17 protein-coding genes are annotated in these 18,477 nt (G+C 65.9%); 6 read left to right on the top strand and 11 right to left on the bottom strand.

Annotated elements, in window-relative coordinates; genetic code table 11:
• Window positions 1-88: 88 nt before the first annotated feature.
• The 6 genes from gmk to AB656_RS03520 all read left to right on the top strand — a co-directional run bounded on the left by gmk (window position 89) and on the right by AB656_RS03520 (window position 6,818).
• A complete protein-coding gene (gene gmk, locus AB656_RS03545; RefSeq protein WP_051905309.1) occupies window positions 89-751 on the top strand; it encodes a guanylate kinase in 663 nt (220 codons plus the stop codon).
• Between the two features lie 96 nt (window positions 752-847).
• Window positions 848-1,135, top strand: a complete 288-nt coding sequence (rpoZ, locus tag AB656_RS03540; RefSeq protein WP_033503739.1) for a DNA-directed RNA polymerase subunit omega — start codon at window positions 848-850, stop codon at window positions 1,133-1,135.
• Between the two features lie 81 nt (window positions 1,136-1,216).
• A complete protein-coding gene (gene metK / locus AB656_RS03535; protein ID WP_033503740.1) occupies window positions 1,217-2,437 on the top strand; it encodes a methionine adenosyltransferase in 1,221 nt (406 codons plus the stop codon).
• A gap of 17 nt (window positions 2,438-2,454) precedes the next feature.
• Entirely contained in the window at window positions 2,455-4,701 is a 2,247-nt protein-coding gene (locus AB656_RS03530; protein WP_033503741.1) for a primosomal protein N', read from the top strand.
• Between the two features lie 187 nt (window positions 4,702-4,888).
• Window positions 4,889-5,860 (top strand): methionyl-tRNA formyltransferase, encoded by a 972-nt coding sequence (gene fmt / locus AB656_RS03525; protein ID WP_033503742.1) that lies wholly within the window; start codon window positions 4,889-4,891, stop codon window positions 5,858-5,860.
• A gap of 127 nt (window positions 5,861-5,987) precedes the next feature.
• The gene (locus AB656_RS03520; protein ID WP_033503743.1) at window positions 5,988-6,818 is read left to right on the top strand and encodes an inositol monophosphatase family protein; all 831 of its coding nucleotides are present in this window, start codon (window positions 5,988-5,990) and stop codon (window positions 6,816-6,818) included.
• Between the two features lie 132 nt (window positions 6,819-6,950).
• Here the strand turns inward: AB656_RS03520 and AB656_RS03515 are convergent, their stop codons facing one another.
• From AB656_RS03515 to AB656_RS03465, 11 genes are all read right to left on the bottom strand, one after another.
• Window positions 6,951-7,235, bottom strand: coding sequence for an HU family DNA-binding protein (locus AB656_RS03515; RefSeq protein ID WP_033503744.1), 285 nt, complete (start codon window positions 7,233-7,235; stop codon window positions 6,951-6,953).
• 157 nt (window positions 7,236-7,392) lie between these two features.
• Window positions 7,393-9,831 (bottom strand): lysylphosphatidylglycerol synthase transmembrane domain-containing protein, encoded by a 2,439-nt coding sequence (locus AB656_RS03510; protein ID WP_033503745.1) that lies wholly within the window; start codon window positions 9,829-9,831, stop codon window positions 7,393-7,395.
• Entirely contained in the window at window positions 9,828-11,273 is a 1,446-nt protein-coding gene (gene purB / locus AB656_RS03505) for an adenylosuccinate lyase (RefSeq protein ID WP_033503746.1), read from the bottom strand. Before purB ends, AB656_RS03510 begins: the two co-directional genes overlap by 4 nt.
• Window positions 11,274-11,346: 73 nt before the next feature.
• Window positions 11,347-12,795 (bottom strand): esterase/lipase family protein, encoded by a 1,449-nt coding sequence (locus AB656_RS03500; protein WP_033503747.1) that lies wholly within the window; start codon window positions 12,793-12,795, stop codon window positions 11,347-11,349.
• Window positions 12,792-13,082 (bottom strand): hypothetical protein, encoded by a 291-nt coding sequence (locus AB656_RS03495; RefSeq protein ID WP_033503748.1) that lies wholly within the window; start codon window positions 13,080-13,082, stop codon window positions 12,792-12,794. The genes AB656_RS03500 and AB656_RS03495 overlap by 4 nt, the downstream gene beginning before the upstream one ends.
• Window positions 13,083-13,193: 111 nt before the next feature.
• Window positions 13,194-13,775, bottom strand: a complete 582-nt coding sequence (locus AB656_RS03490; RefSeq protein WP_033503749.1) for a DUF6466 family protein — start codon at window positions 13,773-13,775, stop codon at window positions 13,194-13,196.
• On the bottom strand, window positions 13,772-14,803 hold the full coding sequence (locus tag AB656_RS03485; protein ID WP_033503750.1) for a vWA domain-containing protein: 1,032 nt from the start codon (window positions 14,801-14,803) through the stop codon (window positions 13,772-13,774). The genes AB656_RS03490 and AB656_RS03485 overlap by 4 nt, the downstream gene beginning before the upstream one ends.
• Window positions 14,800-15,888 (bottom strand): vWA domain-containing protein, encoded by a 1,089-nt coding sequence (locus tag AB656_RS03480; RefSeq protein ID WP_033503751.1) that lies wholly within the window; start codon window positions 15,886-15,888, stop codon window positions 14,800-14,802. The genes AB656_RS03485 and AB656_RS03480 overlap by 4 nt, the downstream gene beginning before the upstream one ends.
• Before the next feature lie 5 nt (window positions 15,889-15,893).
• Complete coding sequence (locus AB656_RS03475) at window positions 15,894-16,442, bottom strand: hypothetical protein (RefSeq protein ID WP_033503752.1); 549 nt, start codon at window positions 16,440-16,442, stop codon at window positions 15,894-15,896.
• Window positions 16,439-17,389, bottom strand: a complete 951-nt coding sequence (locus AB656_RS03470) for a DUF58 domain-containing protein (RefSeq protein ID WP_033503753.1) — start codon at window positions 17,387-17,389, stop codon at window positions 16,439-16,441. Before AB656_RS03470 ends, AB656_RS03475 begins: the two co-directional genes overlap by 4 nt.
• On the bottom strand, window positions 17,386-18,456 hold the full coding sequence (locus AB656_RS03465) for an AAA family ATPase (protein WP_033503754.1): 1,071 nt from the start codon (window positions 18,454-18,456) through the stop codon (window positions 17,386-17,388). Before AB656_RS03465 ends, AB656_RS03470 begins: the two co-directional genes overlap by 4 nt.
• Window positions 18,457-18,477 lie beyond the last annotated feature (21 nt).

Raw genomic sequence — 18,477 nt, 5'->3', positions numbered from 1 at the left:
CAAGCGGGGCCACCGTCGGGTTGTAAACCTGGCTGTGGCACTGCGGCCGTTAAACAAAGACACATACGGCGGGGAGTGAGCAGTGGCGATGGGCAGGACGGTGTCGACGAGGACGGCAGGCGGCGATCAGGCGGCGCAGGCCCCAGACCTGGGGGACGAGCAGGGCTCTCATGCCCGTCGGCGCCTGGTCGTGCTCACCGGCCCCACAGCCGTGGGCAAGGGTACCGTTGAGGCCCGCCTGCGTCAGGTCCATCCGCGGGTTTGGGTTTCGGTGTCCGCCACGACCCGGGCCCCACGCCCTGGTGAGCGTGACGGCGTCAACTACTGGTTCATGAGCGAGCAGGAGTTCGCCCGTCGTCAGGCGGCGGGGGAGTTCCTGGAGACCGCGCTGGTCCACGGCATGTCTCACTACGGCACCCCCTTGCAGCCGGTCCTGGATCACATGGCCCAAGGCGTGCCGACGATTCTGGAGATTGACCTTCAGGGGGCCCACCGCGTCCGCCAATGCGCGGAAGGCCTGGGGCTGGACGTGGTCTACGTCTTCCTGGCGCCCCCCTCCTTCGACGACTTGATCAAGCGCCTGGACGAGCGCGGAACCGAGGACGCCCAACAGCGGCGCAAGCGTTTGGAGACCGCCCGGGTGGAGATGGCCAGTCAGGGCGAGTTCGACGTCGTCATCGTCAATGACACGGTCGAGCAGGCGGCGGACGCCCTGTGGAGGGTCATCGCGGGGGAGTATGGACTGGACTGACTACGCCGAGCGCACCAGCTGCGCATAAATCGAGGCGGGGCGGTAAAATCGTCGAAGTTGAACAGACATGCACCCACCGCATAGGAGAATCATTTCATGGCATCTTTTGGCACTGAGCCGCAGCCCCAGGGTTTCGCTAACCCCTCTATCGACGAGCTGATGGAGCACACCGACTCCCAGTACGCGCTCTCGATTTTCGCCGCCAAGCGCGCCCGGCAGATCAACTCCTACTTCACCCAGCTCAACGAGGGCCTCCTGCAGAACGTGGGTCCCTTGGTCGAGTACCAGAACCAAGAGAAGCCTTTGTCCATCGCCTTCCGCGAGATCAACGAAGGGCTCCTGGAGGAGACCCTGGGCGAGGATGACCTGACCGAAGGCAACTAAAGCCTGGCAGGCATTGGGGGCAGGCGGGTTAGGCACGCCTGCGGACGGGATGTGCAATAGAAGGAGTGTGGGGTTTCACATATGGCAGAACGACGGTTGATTACAGCTGAATCGGTGACCGAAGGCCACCCGGACAAGGTCTGCGACCAGGTTTCGGACGCGATTCTGGATGACCTGCTCGCCCAAGACCCGCATTCGCACGTGGCGGTCGAGACCTCCGCAGCGACCGGTCTTTTCTTCGTGTTTGGTGAGGTCAGCTCGGCCGGCTACACGGACATCCAGCAGCAGGTCCGTTCGGTTCTGCGCAGGATCGGATACACCAGCTCCCGGATCGGCCTGGATGCCGACTCCTGCGGTGTCACCGTCTCGATCAGCGAGCAGAGCCCCGAGATCAACCAGGGCGTGGCCCGCCTCCAGGGCGCTGAGGAGAGCGTCGCCACCCGCGAGGAGCGCTACGAGGTGCAAGGCGCCGGAGATCAGGGCGTCATGTTCGGTTACGCCTGCGACGAGACCGACGTGCTGATGCCCCTGCCTATCTACCTGGCCCAGCGCATGGCATACCGGCTGGCCCAGGTGCGCAAGGAGAACATCGTCCCCGGTCTGCGCCCTGACGGCAAGACCCAGGTGACGATTGAATACGACGAGAACGACCGGCCCGTGAGCGTGGAGACCGTGCTGATCTCCACCCAGCACGACCCGGACGTCAAGCGCGACTGGCTGGAAGAGCAACTGCGGCGCGAGGTCATTCAGCCGGTCCTGGATGAAGTATGCGGACGGACGGTGGAGCACGGCAGCTACAGGCTCCTGGTCAACCCGACCGGTTCGTTCGTCCTCGGAGGCCCAGCGGCTGACGCTGGTTTGACGGGGCGCAAGATCATCGTCGACACCTACGGTGGCGCGGCCCACCATGGCGGCGGCGCCTTCTCCGGCAAGGATCCGACGAAGGTGGACCGCTCCGCGGCCTACGCCTCCCGCTGGGTGGCCAAGAACATCGTGGCCGCAGGCCTGGCCCACAAGGTCGAGGTGCAGGTGGCGTACGCGATTGGCGTGGCTGACCCGGTTTCGGTCAATGTGGAGACCTACGGCACCGAGCAGGGCGTCACGCGCGAGCAGATTCAGCAAGCGGTGCGTAAGGTCTTCGACCTGCGCCCGGCGGCCATCATCGACGAGCTGGACCTCTTGAGGCCCATCTACTCCAAGACCGCCGCATACGGACATTTCGGCCGCACCGACCCGGACTTCACTTGGGAGCGTACCGACAAGGTGGACGAGCTGAAAGCAGCGGTGGCCGAGCTCGCCTGATCTTATGAAGGAGGGCCTTGAGCCAACCTCAAGCCGAGCAGCTGGCGCTTGACGGGCTGGCGCCTCCGCGCCGCCGTCCTTCGCGCAAGAGGGTGCCGCACGCGGCCGCAGGGCTTCCTATCGCCCGGGTGGTCCTGGACGTGCAGGCACCCCACTTGGGGCGGACCTTCGACTACCTGGTGGATGAGCGGGACGACGAGGCCGCCAAGCCTGGTGTCTTGGTCCGCGTTCGCTTCGGCAGGCAGCTGGTGAACGGTGTCATCTGGGCCCGCTCCCAACACAGCGACGCCCCTACCGAGGCGCTCAAATTCATCGAGCGGGTGGTGGCCAAGCAGGTGGTGGTCTCCGCCTCCATGCGCCGGGACATCGCTGCCATCGCCAAGGCTTACGGGGGAACAAGAGCTAACATCCTGCGTCTGGCGCTGCCGCCCAGGGTAGCCCGAATCGAGCAGGAGCAAGAGGCCCTCGCCCTTGCGGCGGGCGACGGGAAGCCCGCGCGGACCCAGCGCCCTGGGGATGGCCTGGAGACCCTCGGCAGACGCTTGCAGGAGGCTTACCCGGGGCTGACGGGTTTGGACGATGCGCTGGGCTTCCCTGGTTTCGCGTCATTCGTCTTAGACGCCCTGCCTGGCCTCGGAGGCCGGGAGCGAGTGATGGCTTGGGCGTTGGGCACGGCTCTGGGAGCGGGCAGGCAGGCAGTGGCCGTCTTACCTGATGCCCGGCACATGGCAAGCCTCTCTCAAGCCTTGCAATCATTGGGCTTGAAGCCATTCTCCCCAGACCCGGACGGCCAGGGGGGCTGGTCGGGAGACTTCGCCCTGATGGGCTCGTCCATGCCTCCGGCGGAGCGTTACCGCTCCTACCTGGCCCTCGCCACCGGGCAGGTGCCCTGCATCATCGGCTTGCGGGCCGCCATGTACGCTCCGGTCGAAGGCCCGGCCCTCTTCATGATTCTGGACGATGCGGCCTATCAGAGCGCCGACGGGATGACCCCCTACGCCAACGCCCGCGGCGTCCTCCGCTTGCGGGCGAAAGCCCATCGGGGCGTCTTTCTGAGTTTGGGGCACGCCCGCTCAGCCCGTTCCCAGTGGGAGTGTTCGCCGGAGGCGTGGGAGGCCGCATCCGGCGTCACCGGTCCCATTCAAGCCATCGAACCTGAGCGCCGGGCAGTCGACGCGCGGATGCCCTGGGTGCGCTGGCTTAATCGCCAAGAGCTGGCCAGGCTTGCCGACCCGGCCATCGGCGCCCGCGTCCCCCACACAGCGGTCGCCGTGCTCGTCAAGGCCTTGGAACTCGGTCCCGTCCTCCTTTCCATTCCCCAAGACGGCGTGACCCAGTCCCTCTCTTGCGCTTCCTGCCACCTGCAAGCCCGCTGCCCGCGCTGCGCGGGACCCCTGTCCGCCGCAGGCCGGGGGCGGGCGCCCCGCTGCTCTTGGTGCGGCGAGGCCGCCGTGAACTGGCATTGCAAGACCTGCGGCTGCGAACAGCTGCGGACCGTGCGGGTAGGCGCGGCCGGCACAGCTGCGGAGCTCCGCCTCCTCCTGCGCGGCGTTCCCATCGTCATCTCCACGCCCAACCAGCCCCGGGGCATCGTCGAATCCATCGACCAGCGCCCCCGGCTGGTCATCTCCACGCCCGGGGCTGAGCCAGTCATCACGGCCCCAGGCTCGATTCCGGGGTCGGTCGGCTACCAGGCCGTCGCGATCCTTGACGCTTGGACCTCCCTGTACGCGCTTGGCATTGATGCCCGTTTGGACACGCTGACCGCGTGGATGCGCGTGGTAGCGCTCTGCAAGCCCCGAGCCGAAGGCGGACAGGCTTTAATCCTAGGGGAAAGCGACCCGGCCCTGGCGCAAGCCTTGATCACTTGGCGGCCGGACCTGCTGGCGGCGGCTGAGCTGGATGACCGCTCCCAGGCTGGACTTCCGCCTAAAGTCGCCACGGCGACGGTCTGGGGCGGTCGTGACCCGGTCATGTTCGCCTTGGACGCGATTGGGGCTCTCGCCGGTGGTGACCTGCCTCCGATCCTCGTGGGGAAGGAGGAGGTTCCCGGTCTGATGGGGCCGGTCCCGATACCAGCCGAGTCCAAACTCACGGACCGGGCCCTCGATGGAGTGGGCGACCGGGTGCGCGCCCTGGTGCGCGTGCTGCCCGAGCGTCGTGACGAGTTGGCAGAGCGTCTGCGGACCGCAGTCAGCGCTTTCGCGGCTTCCAGGGGGCGTGGCGAGCTTCGCTTCCGCATGGACCCCAAGGATCTGACCTGAGCCTGCCGTATCACATGGCCTTAAGCGTCGAGGGCGCATGATTGCATGAGGGCATTGCGGCTTCGAGGACCCCATCGTTCAGAACCGCGCTAATCGAGATGGGCGCGGGCATCCCGCAGGCCCGATGAGCCGCCGCCAAACCCAGGGGGCGGAGCGGCGCATAACTATACATGAGAGGGGTATGGCAATGAGTGAACCCTTGAGCATCCTATTCGCAGGCACGCCGCAGGTGGCGGTGCCGGCCCTACGGCTTCTGGCCGGGGACCCCGAGCACTTCCATATGGCTGCTGTCCTGACCCGGCCTGATGCGCCCCAAGGTCGAGGCAGGAGGTTGGCGCCTAGCCCCGTCAAGCAGGCGGCCCAAGAGCTGGGGATTCCCGTGCTGGAGTCCAACCCGCGTGACCCTTCATTCCCCGAAGAGGTCAAAGCGACCGGTGCCACTTGCGGCGCGGTCGTGGCTTACGGGCGGATTCTGCGGCAGCCGGTCTTGGACGCCCTGGACTATGGCTGGTACAACCTGCACTTCTCCCTCCTGCCCTTGTGGCGGGGGGCCGCGCCGGTCCAGCGGGCGCTCTGGGCCGGTGACCGGGTGACCGGAGCGACGGTCTTCCGCCTGACGAAAGGTATGGACGAGGGGCCGATCCTGGCTCAGTCGACACTGGAGATTGGCCCCAGGGAGACTTCCGGGGAACTCCTGGGGCGGCTTTCCGAAGATGGGGCCCAGCTCCTGGCCGCCAGCCTCCAGGCGGTCAGCGAGGGCCGCGCGCAGCCCCAGCCACAGCCCCAGGGAGCCTACGAGACGGCTGACAAGATCAGTGGCGAGGACGCGCATATCCGTTTCGACAAGCCCGCTTTCGCCGTGGACCGGCAGATTCGTGCCTGCACGCCCGAGCCCGGCGCCTGGTGCCTCCTGCACGAGGGGGAGGGCGACCAAGGTCTGACCCTGCACGTGCTGCAAGCCCGCCCGGCCCAAGCCGACCAGCGGGCGCCCGAAGGTCTCGGGCCCGGCCGGTTGGCGCTGGGTAAGAGGGCCGTCTGGGTGGGCACCAAGAGCGAACCCTTGGAGCTGCTACAAGTCAAGGCTGCGGGAAAGAAGGCCATGAAGGCGGCGGACTGGGCCCGTGGCGCCCGGCTGAGCGGTCAGGCTTTCTGCGACTGAACCAGTCGCGCTTGCGGCCTCGCCGGCCCTGAGTAGGATTCCAAGTATCACCCAGGCCCAACCTTGGCGCGACAGGCCGCCTCCAGCGACGCCAGCCGGCGCAGGCAATAAGAGAGGCTTTCAGCATATGGAATTGCGTGAGTTGACCATGCGGACCGCGCGCATAGCGATCGAAGCGGGCCGGCATGCCCTCCAAGACCAGATCAACCCCCACGATCTGCGCAATCCTGTGGGCGCCGACGGCGGCTCCCGCTTCGCCTCGGAGATCGACGAACGGCTCATCCGCTATTGCCGCTCCAAAATCGTCGCCTCGGACCCCTGCGACGGCTTCTGGGAGGAGGAAGGCAGCGACCGCAAGCCTGGTGGCCGTTACTGGTGCTTGGGCCATATCGATGGCTCAATCAACTACGTGCGCAACATGGCTGAGTGGACGATCACGGTCTCCCTGTTCGAGGTCGGCGAGGACGGGCTGGCCAAGCCGATTCTGGGCGTGGTCCACGCTCCGGTCCTGGGCTTGACCTATCTGGCGGCGCAGGGCCAGGGGGCCATCCGCGTGCGGAGGACCGCCGTCGGTGACAAGCGCGAGAAGATCATGCCTTCCACGAAGCGTGAGCTTAAAGGCTCGGTCGTCAGCTTCGGCATGTCATATTTTCCCAAGGAGTCCGAGCGCGCCCTGAAAACGGTCGCGCAGATGGCGGGCCGCCCCGCCGACATCAAGCGCGTGGGCCCCACCTCCCTGGACCTGTGCCGGGTGGCCGACGGCTCCTACGACGCTTACTTCGAGCCCATGCTCCACTCTTGGGACATCCCGGCGGTCTCGGCAGGTGCGGTCGTCGTCTGGCAGGCCCAGGGCAGGCTCAGCCAGTGGAACGGTCAGCCGGTCTCCTGGGAGCACAACAACGATGTGGTCGCCTCCAACGGGCTGATTGACCGCGAGCTCTCGCGCTACCTGCGCTGAGCGCGAGGGCCCGCACCGAGGGCCTTGATGAGGGGGAGGGGCGACGGCGTGGGCGCCGCTCTTCCGGCAGGAGCATAGTAAAAGCGCCCATCCCCCGCGAGGAGGGTGGGCGCTTTGGCTGAACTGTGAAGGTTACTTGTTGGACACAGCCTTCTTCAGCAGGGAGCCGGCCGAGATGCGCACGCCATAGGAGGCGGGGATCTTGATGGTCTCGCCGGTGCGCGGGTTGCGACCCGTGCGGGCGGCGCGCTTGACGCGCTCAGCGGAGAAGAGACCGGTGAGCTTCAAGCCCTCGCCGGACTTCATGGCCTCGACGAAGACGTCCTGGAAGGCGTTGACGGCGGCCTCCGCCTGAGCCTTGGTCAGGTTCGACTTCTGCGCGATCTTGGAGACCAGATCAGACTTGTTGTATGCCATAGAAGTATCCTTCTTGTTCAGGGGCCCCACAATTTTGACCGGGAACCCAACGTTCATGTCTGATATTAGCGCAGTTTGGTCGGGAATGCCGTATTTGCGCGGTTTTTGCTGGTATTTTCACGACTGCTGCGCACAGTCGGCCTCGGAAAAAGGCGCATCAAATCAGGTTTCGTTTGCCGAGCCAACTCATGGCCGTCGCTCCCAGGGGGATGCGCAGCCAATAGGTGACCAGGCGGAAGACCAGGGTGGCGGAAATGGCCACGGCGGAGGGGACGCCGGCCAGGCGGAAGGCCGAGAACAGGACCGCCTCAATGGCGCCTAGGCCGCCGGGCGTGGGCACGGCCGAGCCCAGCGTGTTAGCCAGCAGGAAGACGAAGGTGGTTTCAAACACATTGGTATGCCATCCGAAGGCCATCAAGCTGGCCCAGAAGCTCAAACCCAGGGAGGCGGATTGGATGACCGCGCCCAGGGCGGCGAGGGCCAGGCGACGGGGCTGCGTGAGGACGTCAACCAGCTGCCGGGCGTAGGAGGCCACAATCGGCAGCAGTCGTTCGACAATCATCCGGCGGGTGTAGGGAATGGCCATGGCCAGGGCGGTTACGATGGCGACCACGCCAATCACGATGACCAGGGTGTTGGTCGGAATCATGCCAGAAAGGGTGTTGCGACCGGTGAACAGGCCGATTACGACCAGAAGCAGGAAGGTGGTGGCGAACTGGACCGCCACTATAGCGCTCATGATCGCGGTGGCCAAGGTGTTGTTGTATCCGTTGCGGCGCAGGTATTGGAGGTTGACGAAGGCGGGGCCCACGCCAGCCGGCATCGAGACCGAGGTGAACGAGGAGGCCACCTGCGAGATCAGGATGGTCAACGGGTGACGCTTGTCACGGTCAATGAAGACGCCCAAGGTCAGGGCGCAGCCGACCCAGGTCAGGCAACCGAAGCCGAAGGCCATGCCCGCCATCCAAGGATCGGCGTTGCGCGCCGCTTCGATGACCTGCTGGAGGTTGAGTTGGGTGATGACGACGACGACCGCGACGACCAGAAGGACCAGAGCCAGGAAGGAGCGCAGGCTGAAACGGGAGAGGACCACCGGCCCATCCTGTGCCGTGGTGTCGGTCGGGGCCAGGGCGCGCACCGCCTCCCTGAGTCCGGTCAGGGTCTGCTTGCTCCACTCGCCCTGGGCGCGGGTGGCCTTGGGCACAGCCACCATCTGGATGAAGGGAATCAAAGAGATCAGGGTCTTGTCCCCCCAAGCGCTCCGGGCGGTTTGAATGGCGGTATCAGTGCCGATGCGGGAGGCGGCCAGAGCCAGCAGCTGGACTTTGTCCAAGGCCATGTTCGCGGAGGACGAGGCGGGGTCCCCGTTCTGCCAGCCGGCCAGCAGGGCGCGCCCCTCCTGATCGCGGGCCAGGGCGTCAGGGGTGATGCGTCGATGGGTGTAGCCACGGGCATGGGCCTGGGCTAGGTAGTCCATCAGGGATCGGGCGTCTTCCTGGCTCATCTGGCCTGGTCCGATCGGATTCAGGCGCTCGTCGTCGCGTAGGACGAAGACCGAGGATTCACCGTTCTCGGCTAGGCCGTAGGGGTGCATGGCGGGCAGGCCTAGCTCACGGAGGCCGAGGAGCATGGCCATGTGGTGCTGGTTGGAGTCGCGTACCGAGCGGTCGCGGCGCATGGAGACGCCGGAGAGTTTGATCCACTGCCACAGCTGCATCAAGTATCCGGCGGTATGGAGTTGCCCGTCTAGGACTGAAACCGTGTACGTCTGACCTTGAACGGTGCGCGCTTGATAGATGCGTGAAGACTCCACCAGGTCATCGTCAAGGGTGGGCTCCAGGAGGTTGCCTTCTTCGCTGGCTGAGGCCGTGCGTGTCAGGCTGACCACTTCGAGACCGATCGACTTGAGCGTCTGGACCAGATCGGCTCCCCAGACGCCCTTGTTCTGGGTACCGGCGGCGAAGCGGATCACCATGCCGACCGACCGGCCCAGCAGGAGGGAGACTAGGACGGCGCTGATTGAGTTGGCTGAGATGACCACCATGATCAGGGCGACGATATAAAGGGCGTTCCAGCCCCACTTGACCGATGAGCGCATGCGCTGGGGTCCGGCGGCGCTTAGGAAGGCCGCCAGGCCCGCGTACATGTCCGGCAGGAGGACAGGCGAGCCGATCGCCGACTGGGAGCTGAAGGCGTTGATCAGCTCCAGGGAGGTGGAGTGGACGATGAGGGTGGAGGCTATCCAGATGATCCCGTAACCGCAGAAGAGGGCCAGCGGGGCGGTGATGGACTGGAGCCATTCGCGGCTGAAAAGCAGATGGACCAGCACGGCGATGACGACGGCGACGGTGACCGTCTGCTGGAGCAGGGCGGTGGGCACGTCGGCCAGCCAGTCCATCCGAGAGCCGGCCTTGTGCACGTCGGATTCGACGCCGGAGGCCACGCCGCGCAGGTAGACCGCAATCAGGCTGATTATGGCAATCGAAACCAAGCCGGCCGTGGCCCGGATCAGGTCGCCTAGGTCGTGAACCCGGCGGGGGGGCGTGTCCTCTATGTGCGGGGCTTGGTCGGTCCGTGTTTTGGGGCTGTCCTTCATAGGCGCTCGAAATCCACCAGCTCGTCGGCCAGGCCCGTGTAGGTGGCCGGGGTCAGTTGGGCCAGCCGTTCTTGGGCTTGCGAGTCCAAGCCCAAAGCCCGGATGAAGCCCTCGACCTGGGCTTTGCCAATAGTCTTGCCCCGCATCAGCTCCTTGACCCGCTCGTAGGGCTGGTCCATGCCGGGCCGGCCTTCCAGGGCGGCGGCCCTCATCGCGGTCTGAATCGGCTCGCCCAACACCTCCCAGTTGTCCTCCAACTCGGCCTTCATGGCCTCTTGGTTGGGGTGGACCGATCCCATGCCGACGGTCATGTTGTCCAGGGCCAACAGGCTGTGTGCCAGGGCCGAGCCGATGTTGCGTTGGGTGGAGGAATCGGTCAGGTCACGCTGCCAGCGGCTCTCGCTCAAGCTGGTGGCCAGGCTGTCCAGCAGGGCGCAGGAGACTTCCAGGTTGGCCTCCGCGTTCTCGAAGCGGATGGGATTGACCTTGTGGGGCATCGTGGAGGAGCCGGTGGCCCCCCTCACTGGCTCCTGGGCGAAGACCCCCCGCGAAATGTACATCCACATGTCAACGGCCAGGCCATGCAGGATTCTGTTGGCGTGGCTGATGGTCGAGTAGAGCTCGGACTGCCAGTCATGGGATTCGATTTGGGTGGTCAATGGGTTCCAAACCAGGCCCATGCGGCCAGTCACGAACGCTTGGGACAGGGCGATCCAGTCCACTTCGGGGGCCGCCGCCTGGAAGGCACCGTAAGTGCCGGTGGCGCCATTCCACTTGCCTAAGTACTCCTGGCTCTGGATTTGCTTGAGCTGCCGGTGCAGGCGGTGGGCGTAGACAGCCAGCTCCTTGCCCAGGGTGGTGGGCGTGGCCGGCTGGCCGTGGGTCATGGCCAGCAAGGGCAGGGACCGGTGCCGCTGGGCCATGCTGGACAGAAGGTCGACCAGGCCTTGGGCAGCGGGCGTCCATACCCGCTCCACAGCGCCTTTGATCGAACGGGCGTAAGCGACGTTGTTGATGTCCTCGCTGGTGCAGCCGAAGTGGACGAGGGGCTTGAGCCGGCCCAGCCGCTCGCCGCCCTTCAGGCTCTGCGGGGCCTGGTCCAGCTGGAGGTCGATGTAGTATTCGACCGCCTTGACATCGTGCCGGGTCTTGGCTTCGATGCCGGCCAGAGCCTTGATGCCATGCTCGCCGAAGTCCTCCGGTATGGACCGCAGGTAGGCCTGTTGGGCCGGGCTCAGGGGTTCCAGACCTTGCAGGACAGGCTGGAAGCCGTTCTCCTCGCAACCGCAGGCCAGGAGGATCATCCATTCGACCTCGACCCTGATCCGCTCCCGGTTCAGGGCCGCTTCGCTCAGGAATTCAACTAGGGGCGCGGTCTGCCGACGGTAACGCCCATCCAACGGGCTCAAGGGGATTGCTGGTTCAATGGTGGTCAAGTCCATGCCCCCTAGACTACGCGAGAGCCTCAACCGCTGCGACCCTCACGTCGCGCCCGGCTGGCCGTTTCCGGGAGGTTTAATGGCCCATCCGGCCCTGGTAGTACATGGTGCCCTCAAGACTGCCTTGGGTGATCTGCCTGAAATGGCGGTCATGCCGGTTCAAGGCCGGAGTGCCTTGGCTTGCGGCATTCTGCCAGGCCGCTCGTTGGTAGCTCATCCCATGCGTTAATTCGGCCTGCGTGCCGCTATGGGGGACAGGGGTGCCGCTGGCACCGGAGCTGCCGCGCACGGTGAGCCAGCTGTCGCGTTGGGGGTTGCGGGAACCGTCGAGGCTGGAGACCAGCTCATCATCCATCTCCACGGATGTGACCCAGGTCTTGGAGGGCACCGGGTGGTTGGCGATCGGCGAGCCGGCGGTGACCACATGGCTGATGTTGTAGCGCCCGCCCAGGTCCGACGCCACCGCCGCGGCCACGATCCCTCCCTGGGAGTGGCCCACCAAGGCCACCTGGTCCTTGCTGCCCACGCCGGCCCGCTCCAGGGCTTGACTGACCAGGCGGGCGGAAGCGGCCCGTTCGCGCTGGTCACCCCGGGAGCTCATCAACTCCAAATTCTGCTCCCAGCCCATCGGCGAGTCGGGCTTGCCGTCGGTGCCGGGGATGGTGACCACCCATCCGATGCTGCCGTCCGTGTGCCGGTACTTTTGGACCGCGACCGTGCCGTAGCCGATGCCTTTGCCGCCGTCGCCAAGCGTTTGCAGATTGGACAGGGCTTCGCTTATTGAGCTGGACCGACTCAGGAATCGCCCTTGCGGCTCGACTTGGGTGACCGTCAGTTTGTCGCCCTGCACCAGGCGGGTCAGCGCCGAGGTCAGGATGGAGAACTTGCCTGAGATCGCGTTTACGCTCCCCCTCGGCCCTTGATCCTTGTCGTCGAGGATGACGCCAAGGGGCGAGGAATGTTTCAGCCAACCCGCCAGACCGTTCAGGAAGCGCTCCTGGCTGCCTCTGGTGCGGTGGGACACGTCGGCCCAGTTGATGTGGAGCCCGGTTCCTGCGCGCAGGCTGCTGTATGCCGATCCAGCGATAGCCATCGCGGCGGCCGAGGAACCGCACACGAGGGGTTCGGCTTGGAAGGCCAGGTCCAGAAGTTTGGAAATAAGCGAGCTCGTCCGATCCTCGGCGCTTGAGTACAGGGAGTAAGCCGTGATCAGCCCATCCGCGATCGACGACAATTGGTCCGACAACCGATGGAAGGCGACGCTGTGGTCATCGCCGCGCTGGGAGAGGAGGACGAAATCGAAGTCGGCGTGGCCGGGGGGAGTGGGGGCCAACATGCGGCAGGGGGCAGACAGGAGCCTTCCGCTCTGGGTCATCATCTCGCTCCTGAGCGAACCCCAAGCGCTGGCCGCTGCCTTGAGGTCGTCGCCGCCGGCGCACAGGGCTTTCGCCGCTGCGCAGAACTCAGCCAGGTCGGCTTGGCTCAGGCCATGGCCGCTGATCGTGGACGTGATGGACTTGCTCATGAGCGCGCCCTGCTCGCAGCCGCGGCCGTGCCTTCCAGTAAGCCCTCCTGACCGCGGGCCGATTCGGCCGCTCGCCCCAGCGCGGCTCGGAAGGCTTCGCCCGCCTGCCCCTGCCAGTCCAGCGCCTGGGCTGAACCTATGGCGGTCTCGGTCAGGTTCAGGGCTTCCTGGCTGCGACGCACGGTCTGGGTCACGATGTCTTGGCTGTCCTGCACGATGCCGTGGCAGGCGCAACCGGCTGCGCCCTGCTCAAGGGGGTTGGGCCCGGTTCGATTTATGAATCTCATGGTCCCATTCCACCCTGCGGGAGGGCGCAGGGCGACCTCGCCCGGACAATGTGGTCGAATGTGGCGGTCAGCGCGCTCAGGGCCTGTGGTCGAACGTGCGGGAGGGGCGAATCACCAGGGTTTGGCCTGCTGGCCGCTAGGGGAGGAGGGCTTGCTCGTAGGGGCGGGAGCGGCGGATTGAAGGTCCTGGTTGCGCTTGAGCATCTCTTCGACCTTCCGCCTTTGCTCGTCGCTCAGTCCCTGTTGCTCTTGGCTTTGCTTCCTCTTGGCTCCCGAGGCGTTCTGTCCCTGCTGGGCCTGCGAGCCGTTGGACTGCTGCTGGTCAAGCTGGTCCAAGGCGGCGGTCAGCTGACGGGAGAGAGCGGCGTTGCGGTCGATGGCCTGCCTGGTGCCGGGAAGGAGGATTGCGCGGCCCTGTCCTGCCTGGCCGAAGAGATCGTCCACTTGCCCCTGCGCGACCTTCAATTTGCTGGCATCGGCGGTGGGTTTGGCCGCTTGGCTCAGGTTTTCGCTCAGGGCTGCGGACGCCTGGTTGTAGGAGCTGACGGCCTGAGCGTTCCATAGGGCGATCCCGCTGACGACCAGCAGGGCCAAGGCTAGGACGCCGAGGATGACCCGGAGCCTGAAAGTGGCGCGGGGTTCGGGCCCGTTCCCGGTCATCGCGCGGAGTGAGGATTGATGGCCGTCGTTCATAAGAGCCTCCTCGACGTGCGGATCCAGTCGACCATCTCCCAGGCCAGCAAGGCCAGGAGAATCAGGGCCAGCGGCCAGACGCAGGGCGTGACCCGGGTTCGCTCGCCGTGGGTCACCTGCACCCGATAGCGTTGAGCGGTCTTGACCGCAGGGCCGTCCTTGAGCGTATGGCTGGCGTCAATCGGCAGGTAGTGACCGCTCATCTCGTCGGCCATCGCTTTGAGCTGCCCCTCATCCATCTTCGAGATGCCCGGTTGCCCGGTGGCTGGGTCCTTGACCCAGTCCTGGGCGCCGGTCTGGGCCCCCTGCCTGGGCGTACGCGAACTGACCGGCACCTTGCCACCCTGTGCGGAGCCGACTCCCAGCGTGAAAGCATCATCCAAATAAGCCCGGAGCGTGGAGAATGAGCGTCGGCTCTTGGCGGAGGTCTGCTCTCCATCGGTGATCAGGTAAAGCACGATTCTGTCATCGGGGTGACGGTCCTTCGTCTCCTTCAGACTCAGCACCAGCGGGTCGAGCGGCGCATCCAGGCTTGAGCCGGCCGACAGGTCGGTGGGCTCGGTCGTCAGGTTCCTGGCCCAGTTGCCCAAGGCGCGGCCGTCCGGGGTGAGCGGCAGATCCAGGGTGCCTGAGGAGCCGAAGCGTACGGCCGCGAAGGAGGCGTCCGGGTAGGACTGGGTGATGTCGGAAACGGCCCGCTTCGCGGCGTCCAACCGGCTGATGGTGTCCTGGGAGCCGTAGTGGGCGTCTTGGACGGCCATTGAACCAGTCACATCGACCGCTACATAGACGTCGGTTGCGTTAACGGCCTGGTTCCTGGTCGTTTGGACCTGGCTCGGCGTCAGTACGATCAGGGCCATGACCAGGGCGATCAGGCTGCGCCGGCCCACAGTCAGCCAGCTGGCGTCGTAGCTGGCGCGCTGCCTATAGCGGAGTATGGGCCCGCAGACCGCAGCCGCAAGCAAAAGGGCGGTCAACACGCCGCCGGCGATCCAGCCCAGGGAGGGGGCCAGCGTCCATCCGTTCATCGCTTCAGCCTCCAAACCGCGATCAGGTAGGCGCCCAGGGCCAGGCTCAGGGCCAGGGCCCACCAGCGCGGGGTGTCGACCAGGCTTGAGCGTCGGATGGATTGCAGGTCGCCCCCATGCCGACGTTCAATGCGCTCCACCAGCGAGGCGATCGAATCAGCGGAGCCTTGCAAGAGGAAGACTCCACCTTGCCCCTCGATCAAGGCCCGCATCTGCTGGGTGGGGGGGTCGCCCTCGCTCTGCTTTGGCCCCGAGTAAAGACCGTCCACTCCGATGCCGGCGGCGTGGGTGAGCTCCAGGGCCTCCTGGAGCGTGTAGGTCGGATTGCCTGAAACCACGTTGTCGGTGGCCAGCACGATCGAGGACGAGCGGGTCTTCGCGGCGGCGCCAGCGCCATTGACGCTGGTGGAGAAGCCGGGCAGCATGGCCGCGCAGGAGACCAGGCCATCCCCGATCAGGGAGGTGGTGTCCTTGCGGTCCTGCGTGCCTTCCAGCCAGTCCGAGATGGCCTGGTACTGCTTGTCGCTCATCTTGTCGATGTCATCCTGGCTTTGCACTCCCTTAAGGATGGTGTCCGCCTGCTTGAGCTGGCGGGTCACCAGGTCGTAGTCGTCGGTCAGCGGGAAGACCGTGCGCGAGGTGGAGTTGAAGATGCTCAGGGCTATGCGCTCGCCGTGGAAGTCGTTGACCAGGTTCAGGTAGGCTTCGATCACTTGGCGGTCGTAGGGCAGGGTGGAGCCGGAGACATCCAGGCAGAGCACGATGTCGCGGCTTCTGCCGGTCTCCCTGTTCCGGTCCACGTCGGAGGGACGGGCGGCCAGCAGCGTGGTAAGGACCAGGCTCAGGGCGAGCAGGAGCGCGCCTAAACGGTTCATCCTCCGCCAGAGCCGGACCGCCTTAGCCGCGGTTTCGGTCTTGAGGTCCTCGTCAAGGCTCCACACGCTGGCCGTGCCTTGCCTGGGATGGTCTTTTGCGCTCGCCGCCCCCCGCCTCCGGGTCAGAAGGAGCGTGGCTGACGCAATCACGATGAGGGCCAGGCCCAGGGCCGCGATGAGCCAGGGCCAGCGCCAAGTCAGGTTCGCCATACCAGTCACCGCCAACCTTCCACTAGGGCCGAAGCCCACTGGGCGGCCTGGGGCACCTGGGCCTCATAGGCCTGACGGTTGACGCTGGGGTCGGCGAATTCGGGCGGATAGAGAGCGGCGATCGTCTGCCGCAGGAGGTCGAGCTGCCTTCGGTTGCTCCGGGTGCGGGGCTGTCGGCTTAATTCGGCCAGGGTCCGGGCGGTCAGGTCCTGGCCGCTGGCCTCTGAGGCGAACGCGCGCACGATCTCCGCCAGCTGGCTCATGGCTTGGGATTGGTCGATGCGTCCCTGAGCGTGGTCGGTCACCACCTGGTCGATGCGTGTATGCCAGCGTTCCTTGCTTGGGGCTGTCACATGCTTGGCCTGGGGGGTGGGCGCGGCCTTGCGCGGCTTGGAAAGGACGACAATCAGCGCAGCAAGGCCCAGCGCCAGTAGCAGGCACAGGCCTCCCGCGACCAATAAGGGCCGCCAGGTGTCCAACGGAGGCAAAGGCTTGCCCTGGGGAAGGGCGGCCGTAAAGGGGCCCGCCTGGGCGGCTAGCAAGGCCGGGGTCATAGGGCGCCTCCTGCCGTCAGCCAGCTGGGCGCAGCCGAAGGGCCCGAGGCCGCAAGGGCCGTGGACAGGAGGCGAACGAACTGGTTGAACATGCCTTGGCTGGAGCCGGAACGAATCAGCGTGGCGCCCGACCGGGCCAGGTCGCGTTTGAGTGCCAGCGCCTGGTAGTGCCGGTGGGTGTCCACATCCTGACCTTGGCGGGCCCCGCGCAGGAAGGCGGGCACCTGGCGGCTGCTGGAGGCGTCCACCACCCGCGGGAAGCCGGAGGCAGGGGACAAGGGGTTCACGGTGGCGACGCTGACCACGCTGAGCGGATGGGTGCGGCCGAGGGAACGGATGGCGTCCATCTGCCCTTCGCCAATCGCCGTCTCGTCAGTGGCCAGGACCACCAGGGCGTTCCGGTCGCGCACCCGCAGGGCGTAGTCGAGGAGGGCGTCCAGATTGCGTCGGGCCTGCATGGGTTTGCATAGGGCTTGGTCGAGTGTCCGCTCAAACATGGCGAATCCGCCCCGGCTGGGCAGCCTCCTGATGGATTCGGCGTCTGCCATGACCAAGGAGACCTCGTCCGATCGACGCAGGGAGAGGGCGGCGAACATCCTCAAGGCATTGGCAGCGACGGTCGCCGCGCTCTCTCCGGAGGGGGTGGTCGCCCCCATTTGCGCGCCAGCGTCCATCAGGAGCCACACGCGGCTGGTGGTCAGGCGCTCGCGCTCGGTGATCATAGGCCGGCCCATGCGGGCGGAGGAGCGCCAATCAATCAGCCGGGACTCGTCCCCGGGCTCGTAGGGCCGCACGCCCAGGTAATCGTAGCCGGAGCCACGCTCGCCCGAAGGATGCTCACCTTCCAGGATTCCCAAGGCCCGTCGCACGGTCGGGAGGCTCAATTGGGTGCTCAGGGCCTCGATCTTGCGGCGGATGGGGTCCTGGTTGGGTGCGGGCCGAATCATGGGGCGGGCACCGTTTCCAGAATCGTATCAATCACTTGTTCGCTGGTCACCCCATCCGCCATGGCCTCGAAGGTCAGTAGGATGCGGTGGCGCAGGACTTGGTGGGCGAATTCCTTCAGGTCCTCGGGTATGACGTAGTCGCGGCCGCTTATCAGGGCGTGGGCTTGTCCGATCCTGACCAGGGCGATTGAGGCTCGGGGGCTTGCACCCAGGCGGACGCGGGAAGACAGGCCCTGGATGGGCCGGCTCCCGGCGCCTCGGCTGGTGGCGGCGATGTCGACCGCGTACCTCATGATCGGCTCGGCCACATGCACCCGGCGGGCAGCCTGGCGCAGGAAGAGCACGTCATCCAGGGACAGCATGTTCCGCTGGTCCGCCTGGGGCATGTCGGTGCCTCGGCTGGTCAGCATGTGCAGCATCCGCGTCTCTTCATCGGCGTTCGGATAGGTCATGACCGCTTTCATCATGAACCGGTCCATCTGAGCTTCGGGCAGGTTGTAGGTGCCTTCCTCCTCGATGGGGTTCTGGGTGGCGATGACCATGAAGGGCTGGGGCAGGGGGTAGCGCTGGCCGCCGATCGTGGTGGCCCCCTCGGCCATAGCCTCCAGCATGGCGGACTGGGTCTTGGCGTTGGAACGGTTGATTTCGTCCAGGAGCACGAAATTAGCGTGGATGGGCCCTAGCTGGGTGGAGAAGGTCTGCCTGGAGAAGTCGAAGACCTGTGTGCCTACCAGGTCGGATGGCATCAGGTCGGGCGTGCACTGCACCCGCTTGAAGGAGCCCGAGACGGAGGAGGCCAGGGTCTGGGCGGCCGTGGTTTTGGCCAGGCCTGGCACTGATTCAATCAGGATGTGGCCGGAGGCGGCCATCGTGACCAACAAGGCTTCGCGCAGGTCGTCCTGGCCTACCAGGGTGGAAGCGAAGCGGGAACGGATTTGGTCGGCTAACGCGCTGGCCCTTGCTAAGTCGTCCCGGCTCAAAGGAGTGGGCGAGGCCGCTGCTCGAGGCATGGCGGCACTGGCCGACGTGGGAGTGCCGGTGTTTTGTCTGGGAGGGAATAAAGCCATAGGCAGTACTCTAGCGGTCTT

The organism is Bifidobacterium actinocoloniiforme DSM 22766, from assembly GCF_001263395.1.
Lineage (GTDB): Bacteria > Actinomycetota > Actinomycetes > Actinomycetales > Bifidobacteriaceae > Bombiscardovia > Bombiscardovia actinocoloniiformis.
Note: the sequence above shows the minus strand (reverse complement) of the source record. Positions and strands in the feature narration are given on the sequence as shown.

Bases quoted from the DNA above. Each gene is read 5' to 3' on its own strand.
- AB656_RS03485 (WP_033503750.1), bottom strand. From the start codon at position 14,803: ATGAACGGATGGACGCTGGCCCCCTCCCTGGGCTGGATCGCCGGCGGC.
- AB656_RS03490 (WP_033503749.1), bottom strand. From the start codon at position 13,775: ATGAACGACGGCCATCAATCCTCACTCCGCGCGATGACCGGGAACGGG.
- AB656_RS03465 (WP_033503754.1), bottom strand. From the start codon at position 18,456: ATGGCTTTATTCCCTCCCAGACAAAACACCGGCACTCCCACGTCGGCC.
- AB656_RS03480 (WP_033503751.1), bottom strand. From the start codon at position 15,888: ATGGCGAACCTGACTTGGCGCTGGCCCTGGCTCATCGCGGCCCTGGGC.
- gmk (WP_051905309.1), top strand. From the start codon at position 89: ATGGGCAGGACGGTGTCGACGAGGACGGCAGGCGGCGATCAGGCGGCG.
- AB656_RS03495 (WP_033503748.1), bottom strand. From the start codon at position 13,082: ATGAGATTCATAAATCGAACCGGGCCCAACCCCCTTGAGCAGGGCGCA.
- AB656_RS03500 (WP_033503747.1), bottom strand. From the start codon at position 12,795: ATGAGCAAGTCCATCACGTCCACGATCAGCGGCCATGGCCTGAGCCAA.
- AB656_RS03520 (WP_033503743.1), top strand. From the start codon at position 5,988: ATGGAATTGCGTGAGTTGACCATGCGGACCGCGCGCATAGCGATCGAA.
- AB656_RS03515 (WP_033503744.1), bottom strand. From the start codon at position 7,235: ATGGCATACAACAAGTCTGATCTGGTCTCCAAGATCGCGCAGAAGTCG.
- purB (WP_033503746.1), bottom strand. From the start codon at position 11,273: ATGGACTTGACCACCATTGAACCAGCAATCCCCTTGAGCCCGTTGGAT.
- AB656_RS03510 (WP_033503745.1), bottom strand. From the start codon at position 9,831: ATGAAGGACAGCCCCAAAACACGGACCGACCAAGCCCCGCACATAGAG.
- AB656_RS03475 (WP_033503752.1), bottom strand. From the start codon at position 16,442: ATGACCCCGGCCTTGCTAGCCGCCCAGGCGGGCCCCTTTACGGCCGCC.
- rpoZ (WP_033503739.1), top strand. From the start codon at position 848: ATGGCATCTTTTGGCACTGAGCCGCAGCCCCAGGGTTTCGCTAACCCC.
- AB656_RS03470 (WP_033503753.1), bottom strand. From the start codon at position 17,389: ATGATTCGGCCCGCACCCAACCAGGACCCCATCCGCCGCAAGATCGAG.
- fmt (WP_033503742.1), top strand. From the start codon at position 4,889: ATGAGTGAACCCTTGAGCATCCTATTCGCAGGCACGCCGCAGGTGGCG.
- metK (WP_033503740.1), top strand. From the start codon at position 1,217: ATGGCAGAACGACGGTTGATTACAGCTGAATCGGTGACCGAAGGCCAC.